This window comes from Marinobacter sp. (assembly GCF_040882185.1).
Classification (GTDB): Bacteria; Pseudomonadota; Gammaproteobacteria; order Pseudomonadales; family Oleiphilaceae; genus Marinobacter.
Genome location: NZ_JBBEBW010000016.1, coordinates 92,105 through 109,513, shown reverse-complemented (window position 1 = coordinate 109,513; position 17,409 = coordinate 92,105). Strand labels below are relative to the sequence as shown.

Genomic DNA, 17,409 nt, shown 5'->3' with positions numbered 1-17,409 from the left:
GTAATGTCTGGACCTTGCAAGAAGTCGCAACGCGGAGTGTGAATCGCTCTGAAAGCCCCGAAGGGCGCGCTCTGAAGGCTGCATCTGCGGCGTTGCGACTCTTGCCAAGGGCTACGGCCATTGGCGGCGAGCCGCGCCTTGCACCTACAGCCTTCAGAGCACGCAGAGGCGATTCAGGAGTTAATCAGAGGCTCCCCCCTACTCTTTACGAATCAAGACTCTCAGAACAGGATCACTTGCATGAAATTTACCGGTACCGAGAACTATGTCGCGACGGAAGACCTTCAAATTGCGGTCAACGCGGCTATTGCACTGCAGCGTCCACTACTGATCAAGGGTGAGCCGGGCACCGGTAAGACATTGCTGGCAGAAGAAATGGCAGCCTCTCTGGGGATGAGACTGATTCCCTGGCATATCAAGTCCACCACTAAAGCCCAGCAGGGGCTCTACGAATATGACGCGGTATCCCGTCTTCGGGATTCCCAGCTTGGGGACGAGAAGGTCAAGGACATCAGCAATTACATAGTCCAGGGTAAGCTATGGGAAGCTTTTGACTCCGAGGAGCAAGTGGTGCTGCTGATTGACGAGATCGACAAGGCCGATATCGAGTTTCCGAACGACCTGTTGCTTGAACTCGACCGCATGGAGTTCTTTGTTTACGAGACCAAGAAGCTGGTCAAAGCCAAGCATCGTCCAGTCATCGTGATCACCAGTAATAATGAGAAGGAATTGCCGGACGCTTTTCTGCGTCGGTGTTTTTTCCACTACATCAGCTTCCCGGATCACGAGACTATGCAGAGCATTGTGGATGTGCACTTCCCGAACCTGCAGCAGAATATCGTTCGTGATGCGCTGGAAGTGTTTTTTGATGTCCGCAAGGTGCCGGGGCTCAAGAAGAAGCCGTCCACGTCTGAACTGATTGACTGGCTGAAGCTGTTGATGGCGGATGAGCTCTCCGCCAAGCTGCTGCAGGATGGGGATTCCAGTTCGGCGCTGCCACCTCTGTACGGTGCACTGGTAAAAAATGAGCAGGATGTTCATTTGCTGCAAAAGCTTGCGTTTATGGCCCGTCGCCGCCGTGGCTGAAACGCCTCTGAACGAGTCCCTCATTCACCCTGATGGCAGGGGGTAGCTTATGCTGATTGATTTTTTCATGGAGGTTCGCCGGGCCAAAGTTCCGGCCAGCCTGCGGGAGTTCCTGGATTTACTGGAAGCGCTCAAGAGTCGTGTTGTTTTTGCCAATATGGAAGAATTTTATTATCTGGCCAGATTGTGCCTGGTAAAGGACGAGCGCCATTACGACAAATTTGATCGGGCGTTCGATGCCTACTTCAAGGGCATTGAGAACCTGGACGAGCTAATGCAGGCGCTCATCCCGGAAGACTGGCTCCGCGCCGAGTTCGAAAAACAACTCTCTGAGGAAGAGAAAGCGAAGATCGAATCGTTGGGTGGCCTTGAAGAGCTGATCGAAGCCTTCAAGAAGCGTATGGAAGAGCAGAAGGAACGCCACGAGGGCGGTAACAAGTGGGTCGGGACCGGCGGTACCTCTCCATTTGGCGCCAATGGTTATAACCCGGAAGGTTTCCGTATCGGCCAGAAGAACGGCCGCCACGGTCGAGCAGTCAAAGTCTGGGAAAAGCGGGATTTTCGTGATCTGGACGACAGCATCACCCTCGGTATTCGTAATATCAAAGTGGCCATGCGCCGGCTGCGTAAATTTGCTCGACAGGGGGCTGCTGATCAACTCGATCTGGACGACACCATCAGCTCCACAGCCCGGAATGCGGGCTATCTGGATCTGAAAATGGTTCCGGAGCGGCATAACGCGGTCAAGGTTCTGATCTTCTTCGACGTGGGCGGTTCCATGGACCCCCATGTGCGGGTCTGTGAGGAGCTGTTCTCGGCGGCGCGGGTAGAGTTCAAGCACATGGAGTACTTCTACTTTCATAATTTCATTTATGAAAGTGTCTGGAAGGACAACATCCGGCGCATGAATGAAACCACCAGTACCTGGGATATTCTGCATAAGTACACGTCGGACTATAAGGTTATTTTTGTGGGCGACGCCACCATGGCGCCTTACGAAATTGCCCAGCCTGGCGGATCGATTGAGCACTGGAACGAAGAGGCCGGGGCTACCTGGTTTCAGCGCCTGAGCGACCACTTCCGCAAGGTGGTTTGGCTGAATCCGTTACCAGAGCAGTACTGGGGCGGCGGTGGTTCACTGGGCATGACCCAGCAACTGGTCAATAATCACATGTACCCGCTGACCATTGAAGGCCTTGAATCCGCCATGAAACAGCTCAGCAAATAAGGGAGCCTCCAGGGAATTGACCGGGGCTCCCCGAAGCGATAGGCAAAAAAAAGCCGATGCAGTTGAGGTGCATCGGCTAAGCTCGGCATATCAGGCAAGCACCACCTCAGGATGGTAAAAATGATGTCGCCAATTTAGCTAAGCAATCGGTAAGCCATCTATTTCAAGTGTTTGAATTTAAATAATTATATTTTTTGCCCTTCTTTGTTTTTCCTTGTTGCGCGTTCGCCTTCCTCTAAATTTGTAAAGCTTTTCGACAGATCAATTTTTAATCTGGTGATCTGGATACCTATTCATGCTCACAGGGATCGGGTCAAGTCCACAGAGATCGGGTCTTGTTCCCAAGGATCGGGCCAAATTCACGAGGATCGGGCGAATAAAAGTTTCTGCGACTAAAGTTCAATATTGCAGCCTGCAGACGCTACCTCATTGGCTTTAAAACTGATATTCTCACGACTCTTTTTTATGGCTGAGACTTTAGTCTGGTTGTTTTTAAACCAGTTTTCCTATTTGTGCGATTCGTAATTGATCGGCGACGTGGCGATAGGGCAGTGTCAGTAACCAACAATAGAAGTCAGGCCAGCGCTGCCGGAAAAAGCGTCGGGAACTGACCAATGCCTGTCAAATACTATAAGCATAAGCGACAAACAGGAGACGGTGTGATGGATTTAGCGCAGTTCTATCAAGATAAATATCCCCCTGGCGTGCCCAGCGAAGTCGACCTTAACAAGTACCAGAGCATGGTGGATGTGTTTGATCAGGCGGTTAATAAGTACGCCGACCGTCCGGCTTTCAGTGCTGTGGGCGTAACGCTGACTTATCGCGACCTGGACACTCAGAGCCGCAACTTTGCCGCCTGGCTACAAAATAAAACCAATCTGAAACCCGGAGACCGGATAGCCGTTCAGATGCCCAACCTGACTCAGTATCCGGTTGTGGTGTTCGGGGCGATGCGCGCAGGACTGATCGTGGTGAACACCAACCCGCTCTATACCACTCGCGAGATGGAGCACCAGTTTAACGATTCGGGTGCCAAGGCGCTGGTGGTGCTCGCGAACATGGCCCACAACGCTGAGAAAGTATTGCCGCAAACTGGCATTGAACATGTGATCGTCACTGAAATTGCCGATATGCACGCGCCGCTCAAGCGCACGGTGATGAATGCAGTGGTAAAGCATGTGAAGAAAATGGTGCCCGGTTTCAGTCTGCCCCAGGCCTATAAATTACCTGCGGTGCTGGCTGCTGGCGCCCGCGAAAAATTTACGGCGGTGGCGTGCAAGCAGGACGATATCGCAGTGCTTCAGTACACCGGTGGCACCACTGGCGTGGCCAAGGGCGCAATGTTGACCCACGGCAACCTGGTGGCCAACCTGCTCCAAACGCGCCCGATGATGGAAGATATCATCACAGAAGGTAAGGAAGTGATTATCGCGCCGTTGCCGCTGTATCACATTTACTCCTTCACTTTGAACTGCGGCATTATGTTGGAAGCTGGCGCGCACAACGTCTTGATTCCCAATCCCCGAGATATTCCGGGCTTCGTCAAGGAACTCAAGAATCACAAGTTCTCGGGTTTCTTGGGGCTCAATACGTTGTTTGTCGCGCTTTGCAATAATGAAGAATTCAAGTCACTGGACTTCAGTGCCCTGAAATTGACTTCGTCGGGCGGCATGGCGTTGACCAGTGACACAGCGAAACTCTGGACCCGGGTGACGGGGTGTGAGATCAGCGAGGGCTACGGCATGACAGAGACCTCGCCGGTGGTTACCTTCAATCCGCACAGTGCGATCCAGCTTGGTACCATTGGCTTGCCGGTTTGCAATACCCAGATCAAGACTATCGACGACGACGGTAATGAGACACCATTAGGTGAACCGGGTGAGCTTTGCGTCAAAGGCCCGCAAGTCATGCGCGGATACTGGCAGCGGCCGGAAGAAACTCAGAAATCGTTTACTGACGATGGTTACTTACAGACCGGCGACATTGCGTTGATCCAGGAGGACGGTTACGTACGCATAGTTGACCGCAAGAAAGACATGATTATCGTCTCCGGGTTTAACGTCTACCCGAACGAGATCGAGGACGTGGTAACCGGTCATCCCAAGGTAGTCGAGTGTGCAGCTGTAGGCGTAGCCGATGACAAGAGTGGCGAAGCCGTGAAAGTCTTCGTGGTGTCCTCGTCCCCGGATCTGACTGAAGGCGAGCTCAAAGAGTTCTGCCGGGAGCGACTGACGGCGTACAAGGTGCCCAAAAAGTTTGAGTTCCGTGACGACCTGCCCAAAACCAACGTGGGCAAAATTCTGCGTCGGGAACTTCGCGACGAAGACGCGAAAAAGAGTTAGTTGAAGCCCGAATGTTGCCCCGGTCGCGATATACTGCCGCAGGGCAACAGGCATCGAACAGAACCCTGCTCAGGCGGGGTTTTTTGTGGGTGGTTCACCGGTAATAATCAGGGCATGGGTTTTCATGGGTCGTAAAGCAACAGACAACGAGCAGATCAACGGAGAGGCATTGGGGGCAGACGCGGCTCTGAATGCTGTCCTGGCGCAGTTGGCACAATGCAATCAATGGGAAGCTGCCCGCATTCGCCAGCTCGTTGCCCGTAAAAAAGGCTCTCTGACGTCTGCTGATCTGGCAAAAATCAATCAGTGGCTTGATCGCGGCCTGACCCGTGTTCTGCACCGCCAGGCCAGCCATAAACCGGCAAGCTATCCCCCGGCGTTACCGGTATCCGAGCGCATTGACGATATCCGGGTAGCGCTGGAGCAGCACCAGGTGATTATCGTGGCGGGCGAAACTGGGTCCGGTAAAACCACTCAGATCCCGAAGTTGTGCCTGAATGCCGGGCGCGGTACCCGGGGCCTGATCGGTCATACACAACCCCGTCGTATAGCGGCCCGCAGCGTCGCGGCACGGTTATCTGAAGAGCTGGGAGAACCCCCCGGCGAGCGCGTCGGTTTTCAGATTCGTTTTACCGACACCACGTCCGAGCAGTCCCAGATCAAAGTCATGACGGATGGTATCCTGTTGGCGGAAGTTCAGCACGATCGGTTCCTTGATCGATACGATACCCTGATTATTGATGAAGCCCATGAGCGGAGCCTCAACATCGATTTTCTGCTGGGCTATCTGCGCCAATTGTTACCAAAACGCCCGGATCTCAAAATCATCATCACCTCGGCAACCATTGAGGTGGAACGATTCAGCCAGTTTTTCAACAACGCGCCGGTGATTGAGGTATCCGGCCGTACCTATCCGGTTGACGTCTGTTACCGCCCCTTGGCGGGTGATGACGAAGACAAGGATCAGGGCTGGACCGAAGGGGTGCTTTCTGCGCTGGGGGAAATCGAGCACCACGAGCGCAGCCATCGGCAGCCCCCGGGTGACCTGCTGGTATTCTTGCCCGGTGAGCGTGAAATTCGTGCCATGAGCCGTAACCTTCGCCATGCGGAGTTGCGCCATACCGAAGTTATCCCGCTGTATTCGCGCCTCAGCAATAAAGAGCAGAACCGGGTTTTCCAGCCCCATAGTGGCCGTCGTGTGGTGCTGTCGACCAACGTGGCGGAAACATCCCTGACCGTGCCGGGCATTCGCTATGTGATCGATACCGGAGTTGCCCGCATCAGCCGATACAGCGTGCGCTCAAAGATTCAGCGGTTGCCGATTGAGCCCATCTCCCAGGCGAGCGCAAACCAGCGTTCCGGACGTTGTGGCCGGGTGGCACCGGGTATCTGCTTCCGTCTTTATGATGAAACGGACTTTCTCAACCGACCGGAATACACAGACCCGGAAATCCTGCGTACCAATCTTGCGTCGGTAATTCTTCAGATGGCCAGCTCCGGCCTCGGAGAGATCCGGCGGTTTCCGTTCCTGGAGCCCCCGGATAACCGGCAGATCAATGACGGTTACAAATTGCTGGAAGAATTGGGCGCGGTGGATGACAAGCGCAGGCTGACAGGCCTCGGGCGCACCATGGCGAGACTGCCCCTGGACCCGAGGCTGGCGCGCATGCTGGTAACCAGCGCCGAACTGGGCAGCCTGTCGGAAACTCTGATTATTATTGCAGGGCTCAGTATTCAGGATCCCCGAGAGCGGCCGCAGGACAAACAGCAAGCGGCTGATCAGGCCCATGCGCCATTCAACGATACCGACTCTGATTTTGCGACCTTGCTGAACGTCTGGAACTTTTATGAAGAGCAGCGCCAGACGCTGTCACAGAACCAGTTAAAAAAAGTGTGCCAAAAGCATTTCCTGTCCTGGATGCGAATGCGGGAGTGGCGGGATATTCATCGTCAGCTCGCGTTGATTTGCCGCGATCAGAAGCTGACTATTAATAAAGCTCCGGCCACTTACGACAGTCTACACAAGGCCGTTTTGGCGGGGTTGCTTGGCCAGGTAGCAACCAAACTTGAGAAGCGGGAATACCTGGCGACCCGTAACCGCAAGGTGCTGATATTCCCCGGCTCGAAAGTAGCGAAAACCTCCCCCAAGTGGATTGTGGCGGCTGAAATTGTCGAGACCAGCCGGGTGTTTGCCCGCGTCGTTGCAAGGATAGAGCCGGAGTGGGTTGAGCCGCTGGCAGCTCACGTAGTGAAACGGCAGTACTTTGAGCCCCACTGGGAGCGTAAGCGGGCGCAAGTGATGGGCTATGAAAAGGTAACCCTGTACGGCCTTGATGTCATCCCCAAACGACGGATTGCCTATAGTAAGGTTGACCCGGCGGAGTGTCGGCTATTGTTTATCCGGCGGGCTTTGGTCGAGGGCGATTACGATACCGGTGCGCCCTTCATAGAGGCCAATCGCCAATTGCTCGACTCGGTTGAGAATCTGGAACGTAAAACCCGGCGGCGAGACTTGTTGGTGGATGAACAGGCACTGGTAGACTTCTATGACCAGCGCCTGCCCGCCGACATTGTCAGTGGTCGGCATTTTGAGACCTGGTGGCACTCCCTTGATAGGGCTGGACTGAAAAATCTGGAGCTGACCGAAGACGATGTACTTCAGCGCCCGTTGGACAGCGGAGCCGTTGCGCAGTTTCCGGACCACCTGGAGTGGGAGGGGGTAAAGTATCCTCTCGACTACCAGTTTGAGCCCACTGAAACCGATGACGGTGTCACCTTGAAAGTGCCTTTGATGGCACTCAAGCAACTGCCTGCGCAGCGACTTGAATGGCTGGTACCGGGGCTGGTGAGAGAGAAATGCATCGCACTGGTAAAGAGCCTGCCGAAGTCGATACGCAGGAACTTTGTGCCCGTGCCTGACTTTGTCGATGCTGCGCTTGATAATATGACGCCCTCCAATGAGCCCCTGACCCAGACACTCGCCGAGCAGCTCAGACGTATGACCGGTGTCAGGATCGCATCGGAGGCCTGGCAGGCAGGGGATCTTTCCACCCACCTGCGGATGAACCTGCGGGTAGTCGATGATAAAGGTCAGACTGTTGCTCAGGGACGGGACATCGAAACACTGCAGGATAAGCTCGATAAGCAGGCCGAAGCTGCGCTCAAGACCTCCGAATCGACCGCTGACAGCCCCATCGAGCAAATAACCGCCCGTGACTGGCAATTCGGCACCTTGCCTGCTGCCCTGCAGACTGAGCGTGGAGGTATGCAGGTGACGGTATACCCAGCGCTGGAAGATCTGGGTGACAGTGTAAGAACCACCCGTTTTCTTGATCCCGTGACGGCAGAGGACAGCACCCGTCGTGCCGTTGCACGCCTGGTACTGAATCAACTTGGCAACACCCTTGACGATATCGAGCGCCGGTTGCCCCTGTTTAAAGCCTCCGGTCTATTGTTTGCGCCAATAGGTAAGGCCAGTGGTTTGCTGGACGATCTCCTTCTGGCGACAGCTATGGCCTACTTTACACCTGACGCCTTGCCCCGTTCCGGGTCCGAATTCCAAGCTATGTTCGAGGCCGGAAGGGCAGACTTCATCCCGGTTCTGGAAGCCGCAGACACGCGTCTGAATAAGGCCCTGAAGGGTTACAACCGCTTGATGAAACAGCTCAAAGGCAAGATCAACCTGGCACTGGCGAGCAGCATGGCCGATCTGAAATTCCAGCTCCAGAACCTGATATATCCGGGGTTTATCAGTGCCACCCCGGCCCGATGGCTGGCAAATTTCCCCCGGTATTTTGAGGCTGCAGACGCACGACTCGAGAAAATGCCCAGGGAGATGGGCAGGGAGCGGGAATTTCTCCATAGTATAGAGCCATTGTGGGCTCGTTACGCCAAGAAAAGGGAGGACCACCAGCGTCAGGGTGTTCGGGATCCAGAGCTGGTGCTGTATCGCTGGATGCTGGAAGAATACCGGGTGTCGTTCTTTGCGCAGCAGTTGGGCACCGATATTACGGTGTCGGTCAAACGACTCGATAAACAGTGGGAAAAAGTGCGAATATAAACGAATTTAATGGGTTGGGGAGCCTCTGATTAACTCCTGAATCGCCTCTGCGCGCTCTGAAAGCCAGAGACGATCCAGGAGTTAATCAGAGGCTCCTTAGCGGGCAGGGCATCTTTCTTCGGGTGTGTTAAGATTTCGCTCTGTCTCACTATATTTCACTAACATGACGTGGGGTAATACGTGATTAAAGCCGTCATCAGCGGAACCGGACTCTATACTCCGCCAGCAACGATTGATAACGATGAACTGGTACAGGCCTTCAACGCCTACGTTGAGCTTTATAACGAGCGTCACCGTGACGAGATTGCGCGGGGCGAGCTTGTTGCCATGGAGCCGTCAGCCTCCGGTTTTATTGAGAAAGCGTCAGGCATCAAACGTCGTCATGTTATTGACCGCGAGGGCATACTCGACCCCGAACGCATGTGCCCACGTATTCCGGATCGCAGTAATGACGAGCCTTCAGTTCAATGCGATATGGCAGTGGCGGCGTGTAATGAGGCGCTGAGCCGTGCCGGTAAGACCGCCGCCGATGTCGATGCGATAATTGTTGCCTGTTCGAATTTGCAGCGAGCCTACCCGGCAGTGTCGATAGAAGTGCAAGCAGCGATGGGGGTTGATGGTTTCGCCTATGACATGAACGTCGCCTGTAGTTCAGCGACCTTTGGGCTTCAGGCAGCAGTGAACGCTGTGGAAAATGGAACGGCGCGCGCCGTTTTGGTGGTCAGCCCGGAAATCTGTTCTGGTCATCTCAATTTTACCGACCGCGACAGCCATTTCATTTTCGGGGATGCCTGTACAGCGATTCTGGTTGAGCGGGACTCGGACGTTGCTGACGGCCAGGGTTTTGATGTTCTGGGTACGCGGCTGAAAACCCAGTTTTCAAACAATATCCGGAATAACTTCGGCTTTCTCAACCGGGCGGACGAGGAGGGCGTTGGCAAACCGGACAAGCTCTTTATTCAGCAGGGCAGGAAAGTATTCAAGGAAGTATCACCGCTGGTGGCCGAAACCATTCAGGGCCACCTCGAAAGCCTGTCACTTACTCCAGGCGCCTTGCGGCGGATGTGGTTACATCAGGCCAATCTGAATATGAATCAGTTGATCGCACGTCGGGTTCTGGGTCGGGACGCTACGGAAGACGAAGCCCCGGTGATTTTGGACGAGTACGCCAACACCAGTTCGGCAGGCTCAATAATCGCCTTTCACAAGCATCAAAGTGATCTGGTGTCGGGCGACCTCGGCGTCATCTGCTCTTTTGGTGCAGGGTACTCGATTGGTAGCGTGGTGGTTCGCCGCCGCTAGGAGGAGGTCGCCAGGGCTCGGAGGGTGTCGGGTAAAGGTGTGGATTTGTGCGCTTCGCGATCGAACCAGACCACCTTCGCGTAGCCCTCTGAATACAAGGCTCCGGTGTCTTTGTCCACAATCTCATGCCAGGTGTCGAGGCTGGTATTTCCGGCCTTTCCAGCGTATGTTCTCACCTCTACGGTTGCTGGGTGGCTGAGTTCTTTCAAAAACGTCGCGCTGGTTTTGATGATAATGGGACCTGTAGGTTCGCCCTTCAGACCCAGCTTGAGTGAAGTAAGCCAGGTAATACGGGCTTCTTCAAAAAACCGGAAATAAACCGTATTGTTGGCGTGGCCGTATGCATCCATGTCGCCCCAACGAAGCGGCATATCGATGACGTGGACGAGATTACCGGGATCAGACATAACGACTCCTCTGGGTGGTTCAGGTCGGCAAGTATAATGGCACCTTATAGACAGCTGTCATTATCGACGATTAAACCGTTAAGTCAAAATTTCAGGCCTGAACATGACCTTACGCATCACAAACAACGCTGCAATCTTCAAATTCGCGATCCTGCTTTTGTGTCTTTCCTCGGTTGCAGCTTCTGCGCAAGGTAACGGTGAAACCACACAGAGTGATATTGTCGAGGCAGACATCCGTTCCGGCGCAGCCAGCGAAGCAGATCCCTACGAGAACTGGAACCGAAAGGTTTACGATTTTAATGTGTTCATTGACGACTGGTTTCTGAAACCCGTAGCACAGGGTTATCGGGCAGTCATGCCTTCAGTTGCGGATCGAGCGGTAACCAATTTCTTCAATAACATTGGAGAAATCGGTAATTTCGCCAACAGCATTTTCCAGTTGAAGGGCGAGGCGGCCGTGGTCGCAGTGGGACGCTTTACCTACAACACTGTTTTCGGGCTTGGCGGATTGTTTGATGTGGCAACTGTTTTTGAGCTGCCTGAACGTCCGGAAGATTTTGGTCAGACCCTTGGATATTGGGGCATGGGCAGCGGACCATACCTGATGCTGCCGCTGATGGGCCCGTCCACCGGCCGGGACTTTACCGGTTTTGTAGTAGATGTGACCGCTTTGCCGGGCCTCAGTACCGCGGTGGACGAGCCTGATTACTATTATCTGGTCGGGGTGCAAGTCGTTGATCGACGCGCTGATCTGATTCCTGCCGAACGGTTTATTTCCGGTGATCCATATACGTTTGTCAGGAATGCGTATCTGCAAAGACGGGCGTATCTTATCAATGACGGACAGCCCTCCTCTGACCCGTTTGCCAGTGGTGAAAATAATGAGGACTTGATGCTTGAGGATTTCTGATCTGGAGCGCTGCATTGCACGGCTTCGGGCCAGGCAAAAGCACAAAAAGGCCGAGTTGAGGCTTATTTCATCCATCGAACCTGTCTGACGGGTAATGTCCACTTTTTCCGCTAGTGACAGTCGCAAGACCCTGACGGTATGATTGTGAATCCACAGCGCACCTGACTGGACACGCATGTACTACGATTTTTTCGGTTTTCGGGAACCCCCGTTCTCGATTGCCCCTGACCCGCGCTATCTTTATCTGAGCGAACGCCATAAAGAGGCGTTGGCCCATTTGATGTATGGGGTGAAAGGTCAGGGTGGCTTTATTGTGATTACCGGCGAAGTGGGCACGGGCAAGACCACCGTAAGCCGCTGTTTCATCGAAAATGTGCCGGACCACGTTGATATTGCCCTGATCCTTAATCCCAAACTGTCCTCCCGTGAGCTGTTGTCCAGTATTTGCGATGAACTGGGCATTGGTCATCCTGCAGGTGCCAGCATCAAGCGCATGATCGACCTGATCAATGCGCACTTGCTCGAAGCGCACGCCGCTGGCCGGCACAAAGTGTTAATGATTGACGAAGCTCAGAACCTCTCAGCCGATGTTCTTGAGCAGCTACGTTTGCTGACCAACCTGGAAACCGCAGAGAAAAAACTACTGCAGATTGTATTGCTCGGACAGCCGGAATTGCAGGAAATGCTTGCGCAACCTGAGCTCCGGCAGTTGTCGCAGCGAGTAACGGCGCGTTATCACCTGGATGCCATTGAGCGCAACGAACTACCGGCATACCTGAGTTACCGGTTAAGCGTGGCGGGTCAGCGCACTGAGTTTTTCAGTCCGGGGGCAGTGAAGACTTTGTTCAGACGTAGCGGCGGCGTGCCCCGACTTATCAACCTGATTAGTGATCGGGCCTTTCTCGGAGCTTACGCAGAAGGGTTGCATCATGTGGACGCGAGGCATATCAAAAACGCTGCAAAGGAAGTACTTGGTGGGACCAAATCTCGTGAAGTGAAACCGCTGGCTTCACAAAAATTGCTCATTGCAACGGTAATCGTCAGCCTGGCTGTCGCAGTTGTCCTGACAATAGGGTTGTTCCAGAAAGGTCCCGTGAACTTCGGCAACGAAATCCCGGTATTGGCTGGCACCGTCCAGAGGACGGAGAATGCCCCGGTGGTGCCCTCTGTAGAGAGCGAGCCGGTTACTGACCAGAGCGTCGAGCCTGAAAATACACAGGAAGAGCCGGAGGAGACGCAAGCCCCGCAAGACACGCAAGCCACTCCACCTGATACGACGGCAGAGCCCGAGCAGAACCTGAGTTTTTCGGTCGAAAACGATGGTGTTTCCCTGTCAGATGGGTTTCAGTCTTTGTTTGGGGTCTGGGGTATTAATTACCAACCCGCGGAGAACCCGGTAGCCTGCGACTTTGCTGAGAGCACGGGCCTTCGGTGCCTCCATCGTCAGGGTAATTGGCGAAGCCTGCAGCAAATCAACCACCCGGTGATACTCGAATTACGGGATGACGGGGGCGAGCAGCGGTTCGTCACGGTCATTTCCCTGGCCGGGGACAGGGCTACTATTGCCTCTGAAACGGGGCCCCGTGAAGTCTTGCTGGCTGAACTTGAGCGTCACTGGTTCGGTGCTTACTCCCTGGTTTGGCGACTGCCGCCCTACTTGCGCTCTGATAACACCGCCGCTACCGGCGCAGACCGTGAGCTCTGGCTCAATGCTCAGTTGATGCAACTGGTTCGTCGCTTCGCCAGCGATAGCGATGAGCGTCAAAGTCTGGAGGCCATGCCGCTGGATCAACAGATAAGGTGGTACCAGAAGGAAAAAGGTTTGGAGGCGGACGGTATCGCCGGAGCCATGACGCTGATTCAGTTGAATAACGATTTGAACTCCGGGGTCCCGAACCTCATCGCCGACGGGGATGCGAGCTGATATGTCGTATATTCTTGATGCGCTGAGAAAGTCCGAAGACGAGCGGCGGCAGGGCCGGGTTCCGGATCTGGGGCAGCAGGTGCAATTGATACACCGGCCAAAGAAAAAGGCCATCCCGGTAACGGCCTGGGTCGGTATCGGGTTGATTCTGAATGCCTGTATTCTCGCGGCCATATTTTGGCCGGGAATCGGGTTGATGTCGCTGGGTGTGTCCTTGTCATCCGACAAAAAGTCGTCGGAACCCGCCTCAATCAATGGAGATGAATTCGTGCCCGCGCCCGTTCTTGACCCTGCTTCCGTTCAGCCAGATAAAGAACCGCAGGTTCTCCAACCGGTAGCGGCTGGCTCGGAGGAATCTATCGATAGCGACGTCAATTCGCCGTCTCCAGAGCTTGTTAACGAGAGCGAGGAACGTCCAACGTTGATCGTACCGTCCTGGAATGCTCCGCTGGAGGATTATCCGGGGAGTGCTGGGAGGGATGAGCGTTTTGCTTCGAGTGAGCGGGTGCCTCATCTGGTTGAGTTGCCTATGTCGTTTCAGCGCCGGATTCCCAATCTCATTTTCAGCAGTCATATCTATGCCTCCGATCCCGCTGCCCGCCGAGTGATGATCAATGATAATTACTTGCGACCGGGTGAGCGCTTTGCCGGTATTCGCGTGGATCGAATCACGGCGGAGGGGGTTGAACTGAGTCTCGACGGACAGCGATTCCGGGTTGGTGTGGTACGTGACTGGATAAGCCCCCGCTAATGACATTAACAGAAGCCGTCAAGACGTCTATCCAACAAGCATATCGCGATGTCCTCAGTGGCAAGGGTATCCGTGCCCGCTACGGCCAACGTTTGATGATCGCCGAAATTGCCCGCTATATTGGCAACATCACCGCCAATGATGGTGAGCGCACATCCGCCCCTGCTGCTTGTGTTGTCGAGGCGGGGACGGGCACCGGAAAGACCCTGGCGTATCTGGTCTCAGCAATACCGGTGGCGCAGGCCCTGGGCAAGAAGCTGGTGATTTCTACGGCGACGGTGGCGCTGCAGGACCAGATCGTCCACAAGGACCTCCCGGATCTGAAAAAACACAGCAAGCTGGACTTCACCTGGACCCTGGCCAAGGGCAGGGGACGCTACCTGTGCCTGTCGCGCCTGGAGACTCGTCTTCATGAAGAGGGTGTGGGGGACAGCGAGAGCATGCCGCTGTTTGTGCTGGATGAGCCGCGTAACGATGAACCCGGTACCCGGGAATTCTTTGAAGATATGTTGGCTCGCTACGGAGCCCGTGAATGGGATGGCGACCGCGATCACTGGCCCACCCAGATTCCTGATGACACCTGGCGCCAAGTGACAACAGATCATCGCCAGTGCACCAATCGTCACTGCAGCTACTTCGATAGTTGTGCGTTTTTTGACGCCCGCAAAGGTCTGGATGATGCAGATGTGATCGTTGCCAATCACGATCTGGTGCTCGCGGATCTGGCGCTTGGCGGCGGAGCGATATTGCCGGAGCCGGAAAACGCGCTGTTTATTTTTGATGAAGCGCACCATCTCCCTGATAAGGCGCTGAACCACTTTGCGGCGTCGGTTCCGCTCAATGCGACCAGGCAATGGTTGAAGCAACTCTCCCAGGCGCTGGCAAAGATTCCACCCTTCCTGACCCCCGGGACCCTGGCAGCTAAAACCGTCGACAAGATCAGCACGGCCTCTCGAGACCTCGACAACGTTATCGTCCAGGTTTATGACGAATCAGAGCAGAATACGGTCTGGGAATTCAGCGAGGAGCGGCGCTCAGCACAGTGGCGATACCCGGAAGGGGAGTTGCCGGAGGCGATGGCCGAGCTGGCAGCCTCTGCTCAGATATCCACCGCTGCCCTGGTTCGTCAGCTCGGCGTGTTGGTTGACGAGTTGCAGAAAGCCTTCGACGATAAACGGGAACACGATGTTGACCGGGACACCGCCGAGGCCTGGTTTCCCATTTTGGGAGCTTTTCACAGTCGGGCGGAAGATCAGCTCCGGTTATGGGTCGCCTGGTGTGAGAAACACCGGAATACTGACGGCGAAACCAGTGACGGTAAAGAGATCAAGCGGTCGAAAAATCCGCCACCGGCCCGGTGGGCTATTCGGCAACGCTGGGACCATGCTGAGGACATTACCTTCTACAGCAGCCCGGTGCTGGCCAACAGTCTGCTTTATACCCGGCTCTGGTCACGGGTTTACGGCGCCATCCTGACCAGCGCCACTCTGACCGCACTCGGTCGGTTTGACCGGTTACAAGCCAGGGCGGGGCTGCCGGAGGAAAGTCGATTCCTGGTGGTGCCCAGTTCTTTTCGCTATGGCGAAATGGCCACCGTCGAAGTGCCCAACATGCCAGCGTTGCCGACGGAAACAGAAGCCTTCACGGATGCACTGGTAACCAAACTGCCGACTCTTTGGGCCGGGGAGAAAGCGACCCTGGTGCTGTTTACGTCGCGTCGTCAAATGAATGCGGTCCGTGACAGGTTAGCCCCTGAGTATCCGGAGCTGATCACAACCCAGGACGACATGGCGAAAGGCGAGGTGTTACGCCAGCACTGCGAGCGGGTCGATAAGGGGCGCCCCAGCGTGTTGTTCGGGGTAGCCAGTTTTGCCGAAGGTATCGACCTGCCAGGCACCTATCTTGGGCATGTTGTAATAACCCGCTTACCGTTTTCGGTTCCCGATGATCCGATCGAAGCCAGTCTTGCGGAGTGGGTTATTCGTCGCGGCGGCAATCCCTTCATGGAGATCACGGTCCCGGATGCTTCAATCAAACTGGTGCAGGCCGTCGGTCGCTTACTTCGCACGGAATCCGACACTGGCCGGGTAACCATTCTGGATCGCCGCATCATCAGCAGACGCTATGGGCAGCTTTTGCTCGATGCGCTACCGCCGTTCCGACGCTTGATTGAGCACTAACCAGAGACTTCCTAATTCCGGGCGGGCAGATAAAGCGCCATCCCAACATTCGCTTCGTGCTCCTTGTCATTATGAAGTCAAGCACCCTGGGATATTAATCGATGACACTCCAGTATAAGAATAGTTTTGGGCTACACTGCTAAACAGGCACTATCTATTCTTAAAAAGTATGATTGCAGATATTTTTATACGCATACTGTGCTCAGCGACAGGCCGAACACATTGGGGAGCGAGGGGTTAAATGAAATTACAACAGCTACGTTACATCTGGGAAGTGGCGCACCACGAACTGAACGTCTCAGCCACTGCCCAGAGCCTGTTTACCTCTCAGCCCGGAATCTCAAAACAGATTCGTCTGTTGGAGGATGAATTGGGCATCGAGGTCTTTGCCCGCAGTGGCAAGCATCTCACCCGAATCACCCCAGGTGGAGAAACCATAATTCGGGAGGCTGGCGAGATTCTCCGCCGCGTTGAGGGCATCAAGAAAATTGCCCAGGAGTTCAGCAATCAGCGCAAAGGTGATCTCAGCATAGCGACTACCCATACCCAGGCCCGTTACGCTTTGCCTCCAGTCATCCAGGGCTTTATCGAATCTTTTCCTGATGTTTCGCTGCACATGCACCAGGGCACACCCATGCAAATATCAGAGATGGCCGCCAACGGTGCGGTGGATTTTGCCATCGCCACTGAAGCGATGGAGCTGTTCAGCGACCTGATTATGATGCCTTGCTATCGCTGGAACCGCTCGGTTATTGTGCCAAAAAATCATCCGCTAGCCAGTGTGCGGGAGCTTACCCTGCCGGTTTTGGCCGAGTATCCGTTGGTCACCTATGTATTCGGCTTCACGGGACGCTCCAAACTCGACGAGGCATTCCAGTCTGCAGGTCTGAAACCGAAAGTTGTGTTCACGGCGGCCGATGCGGACGTGATCAAGACCTACGTGCGCCTGGGTCTCGGGGTGGGGATCATCGCAAGTATGGCGTTTGATGAGAACGTCGATACTGACCTTGTGGCGCTGGATGCCCGCAAGCTGTTCAGCCCCAGTATCACGCGGATTGGTTTCCGCAAAGGCACGTTCCTGCGGGGCTACATGTACGATTTCATCAAGCGGTTTGCGCCTCATCTCACCAAGGAGCGGGTGGACAACGCCGTGGCACATCAGGGCAGTCGTGCGGAGATTGAAGAGTTATTCCGGGACGTAGAACTGCCCACCTATTGA

Annotated in this window: 11 protein-coding genes; 10 read left to right on the top strand and 1 reads right to left on the bottom strand. The window is 54.8% G+C overall.

Going from position 1 to position 17,409, the window contains the following annotated elements; genetic code table 11:
* The first annotated feature begins 240 nt into the window (after positions 1-240).
* The 5 genes from WEB64_RS09615 to WEB64_RS09595 all read left to right on the top strand — a co-directional run bounded on the left by WEB64_RS09615 (position 241) and on the right by WEB64_RS09595 (position 10,018).
* Positions 241-1,086, top strand: a complete 846-nt coding sequence (locus tag WEB64_RS09615; RefSeq protein ID WP_368058762.1) for an AAA family ATPase — start codon at positions 241-243, stop codon at positions 1,084-1,086.
* A gap of 49 nt (positions 1,087-1,135) precedes the next feature.
* Positions 1,136-2,314, top strand: a complete 1,179-nt coding sequence (locus WEB64_RS09610) for a VWA domain-containing protein (protein WP_368058760.1) — start codon at positions 1,136-1,138, stop codon at positions 2,312-2,314.
* Between the two features lie 662 nt (positions 2,315-2,976).
* Positions 2,977-4,656 (top strand): AMP-binding protein, encoded by a 1,680-nt coding sequence (locus tag WEB64_RS09605; protein ID WP_368058758.1) that lies wholly within the window; start codon positions 2,977-2,979, stop codon positions 4,654-4,656.
* Positions 4,657-4,780: 124 nt separating this feature from the next.
* Positions 4,781-8,716, top strand: a complete 3,936-nt coding sequence (gene hrpA / locus WEB64_RS09600; protein WP_368058756.1) for an ATP-dependent RNA helicase HrpA — start codon at positions 4,781-4,783, stop codon at positions 8,714-8,716.
* Between the two features lie 180 nt (positions 8,717-8,896).
* Entirely contained in the window at positions 8,897-10,018 is a 1,122-nt protein-coding gene (locus WEB64_RS09595; RefSeq protein WP_368058754.1) for a beta-ketoacyl-ACP synthase III, read from the top strand.
* Here the strand turns inward: WEB64_RS09595 and WEB64_RS09590 are convergent.
* The gene (locus WEB64_RS09590) at positions 10,015-10,425 is read right to left on the bottom strand and encodes an acyl-CoA thioesterase (RefSeq protein ID WP_368058752.1); all 411 of its coding nucleotides are present in this window, start codon (positions 10,423-10,425) and stop codon (positions 10,015-10,017) included. The two genes, WEB64_RS09595 and WEB64_RS09590, sit on opposite strands and share 4 nt — an antisense overlap.
* 103 nt (positions 10,426-10,528) lie before the next feature.
* Here WEB64_RS09590 and WEB64_RS09585 point away from each other — a divergent pair, with 103 nt between their 5' ends.
* The 5 genes from WEB64_RS09585 to cysB all read left to right on the top strand — a co-directional run bounded on the left by WEB64_RS09585 (position 10,529) and on the right by cysB (position 17,409).
* A complete protein-coding gene (locus WEB64_RS09585; RefSeq protein ID WP_368058750.1) occupies positions 10,529-11,335 on the top strand; it encodes a VacJ family lipoprotein in 807 nt (268 codons plus the stop codon).
* A gap of 175 nt (positions 11,336-11,510) precedes the next feature.
* A complete protein-coding gene (locus WEB64_RS09580) occupies positions 11,511-13,259 on the top strand; it encodes an AAA family ATPase (RefSeq protein WP_368058748.1) in 1,749 nt (582 codons plus the stop codon).
* Position 13,260: 1 nt separating this feature from the next.
* On the top strand, positions 13,261-14,010 hold the full coding sequence (locus tag WEB64_RS09575; protein ID WP_368058746.1) for a general secretion pathway protein GspB: 750 nt from the start codon (positions 13,261-13,263) through the stop codon (positions 14,008-14,010).
* Positions 14,010-16,190 carry an ATP-dependent DNA helicase DinG gene (gene dinG, locus WEB64_RS09570; protein WP_368058744.1) on the top strand — a complete coding sequence of 727 codons (2,181 nt, stop codon included), beginning with the start codon at positions 14,010-14,012 and terminating at the stop codon, positions 16,188-16,190. The genes WEB64_RS09575 and dinG overlap by 1 nt, the downstream gene beginning before the upstream one ends.
* 241 nt (positions 16,191-16,431) lie before the next feature.
* Entirely contained in the window at positions 16,432-17,409 is a 978-nt protein-coding gene (gene cysB, locus WEB64_RS09565) for an HTH-type transcriptional regulator CysB (protein WP_368058742.1), read from the top strand.

Coding starts and splice junctions, on each gene's coding strand:
- WEB64_RS09575 (WP_368058746.1), top strand. CDS start 13,261: ATGTCGTATATTCTTGATGCGCTGAGAAAGTCCGAAGACGAGCGGCGG.
- WEB64_RS09610 (WP_368058760.1), top strand. CDS start 1,136: ATGCTGATTGATTTTTTCATGGAGGTTCGCCGGGCCAAAGTTCCGGCC.
- WEB64_RS09585 (WP_368058750.1), top strand. CDS start 10,529: ATGACCTTACGCATCACAAACAACGCTGCAATCTTCAAATTCGCGATC.
- WEB64_RS09580 (WP_368058748.1), top strand. CDS start 11,511: ATGTACTACGATTTTTTCGGTTTTCGGGAACCCCCGTTCTCGATTGCC.
- hrpA (WP_368058756.1), top strand. CDS start 4,781: ATGGGTCGTAAAGCAACAGACAACGAGCAGATCAACGGAGAGGCATTG.
- cysB (WP_368058742.1), top strand. CDS start 16,432: ATGAAATTACAACAGCTACGTTACATCTGGGAAGTGGCGCACCACGAA.
- WEB64_RS09605 (WP_368058758.1), top strand. CDS start 2,977: ATGGATTTAGCGCAGTTCTATCAAGATAAATATCCCCCTGGCGTGCCC.
- WEB64_RS09590 (WP_368058752.1), bottom strand. CDS start 10,425: ATGTCTGATCCCGGTAATCTCGTCCACGTCATCGATATGCCGCTTCGT.
- dinG (WP_368058744.1), top strand. CDS start 14,010: ATGACATTAACAGAAGCCGTCAAGACGTCTATCCAACAAGCATATCGC.
- WEB64_RS09615 (WP_368058762.1), top strand. CDS start 241: ATGAAATTTACCGGTACCGAGAACTATGTCGCGACGGAAGACCTTCAA.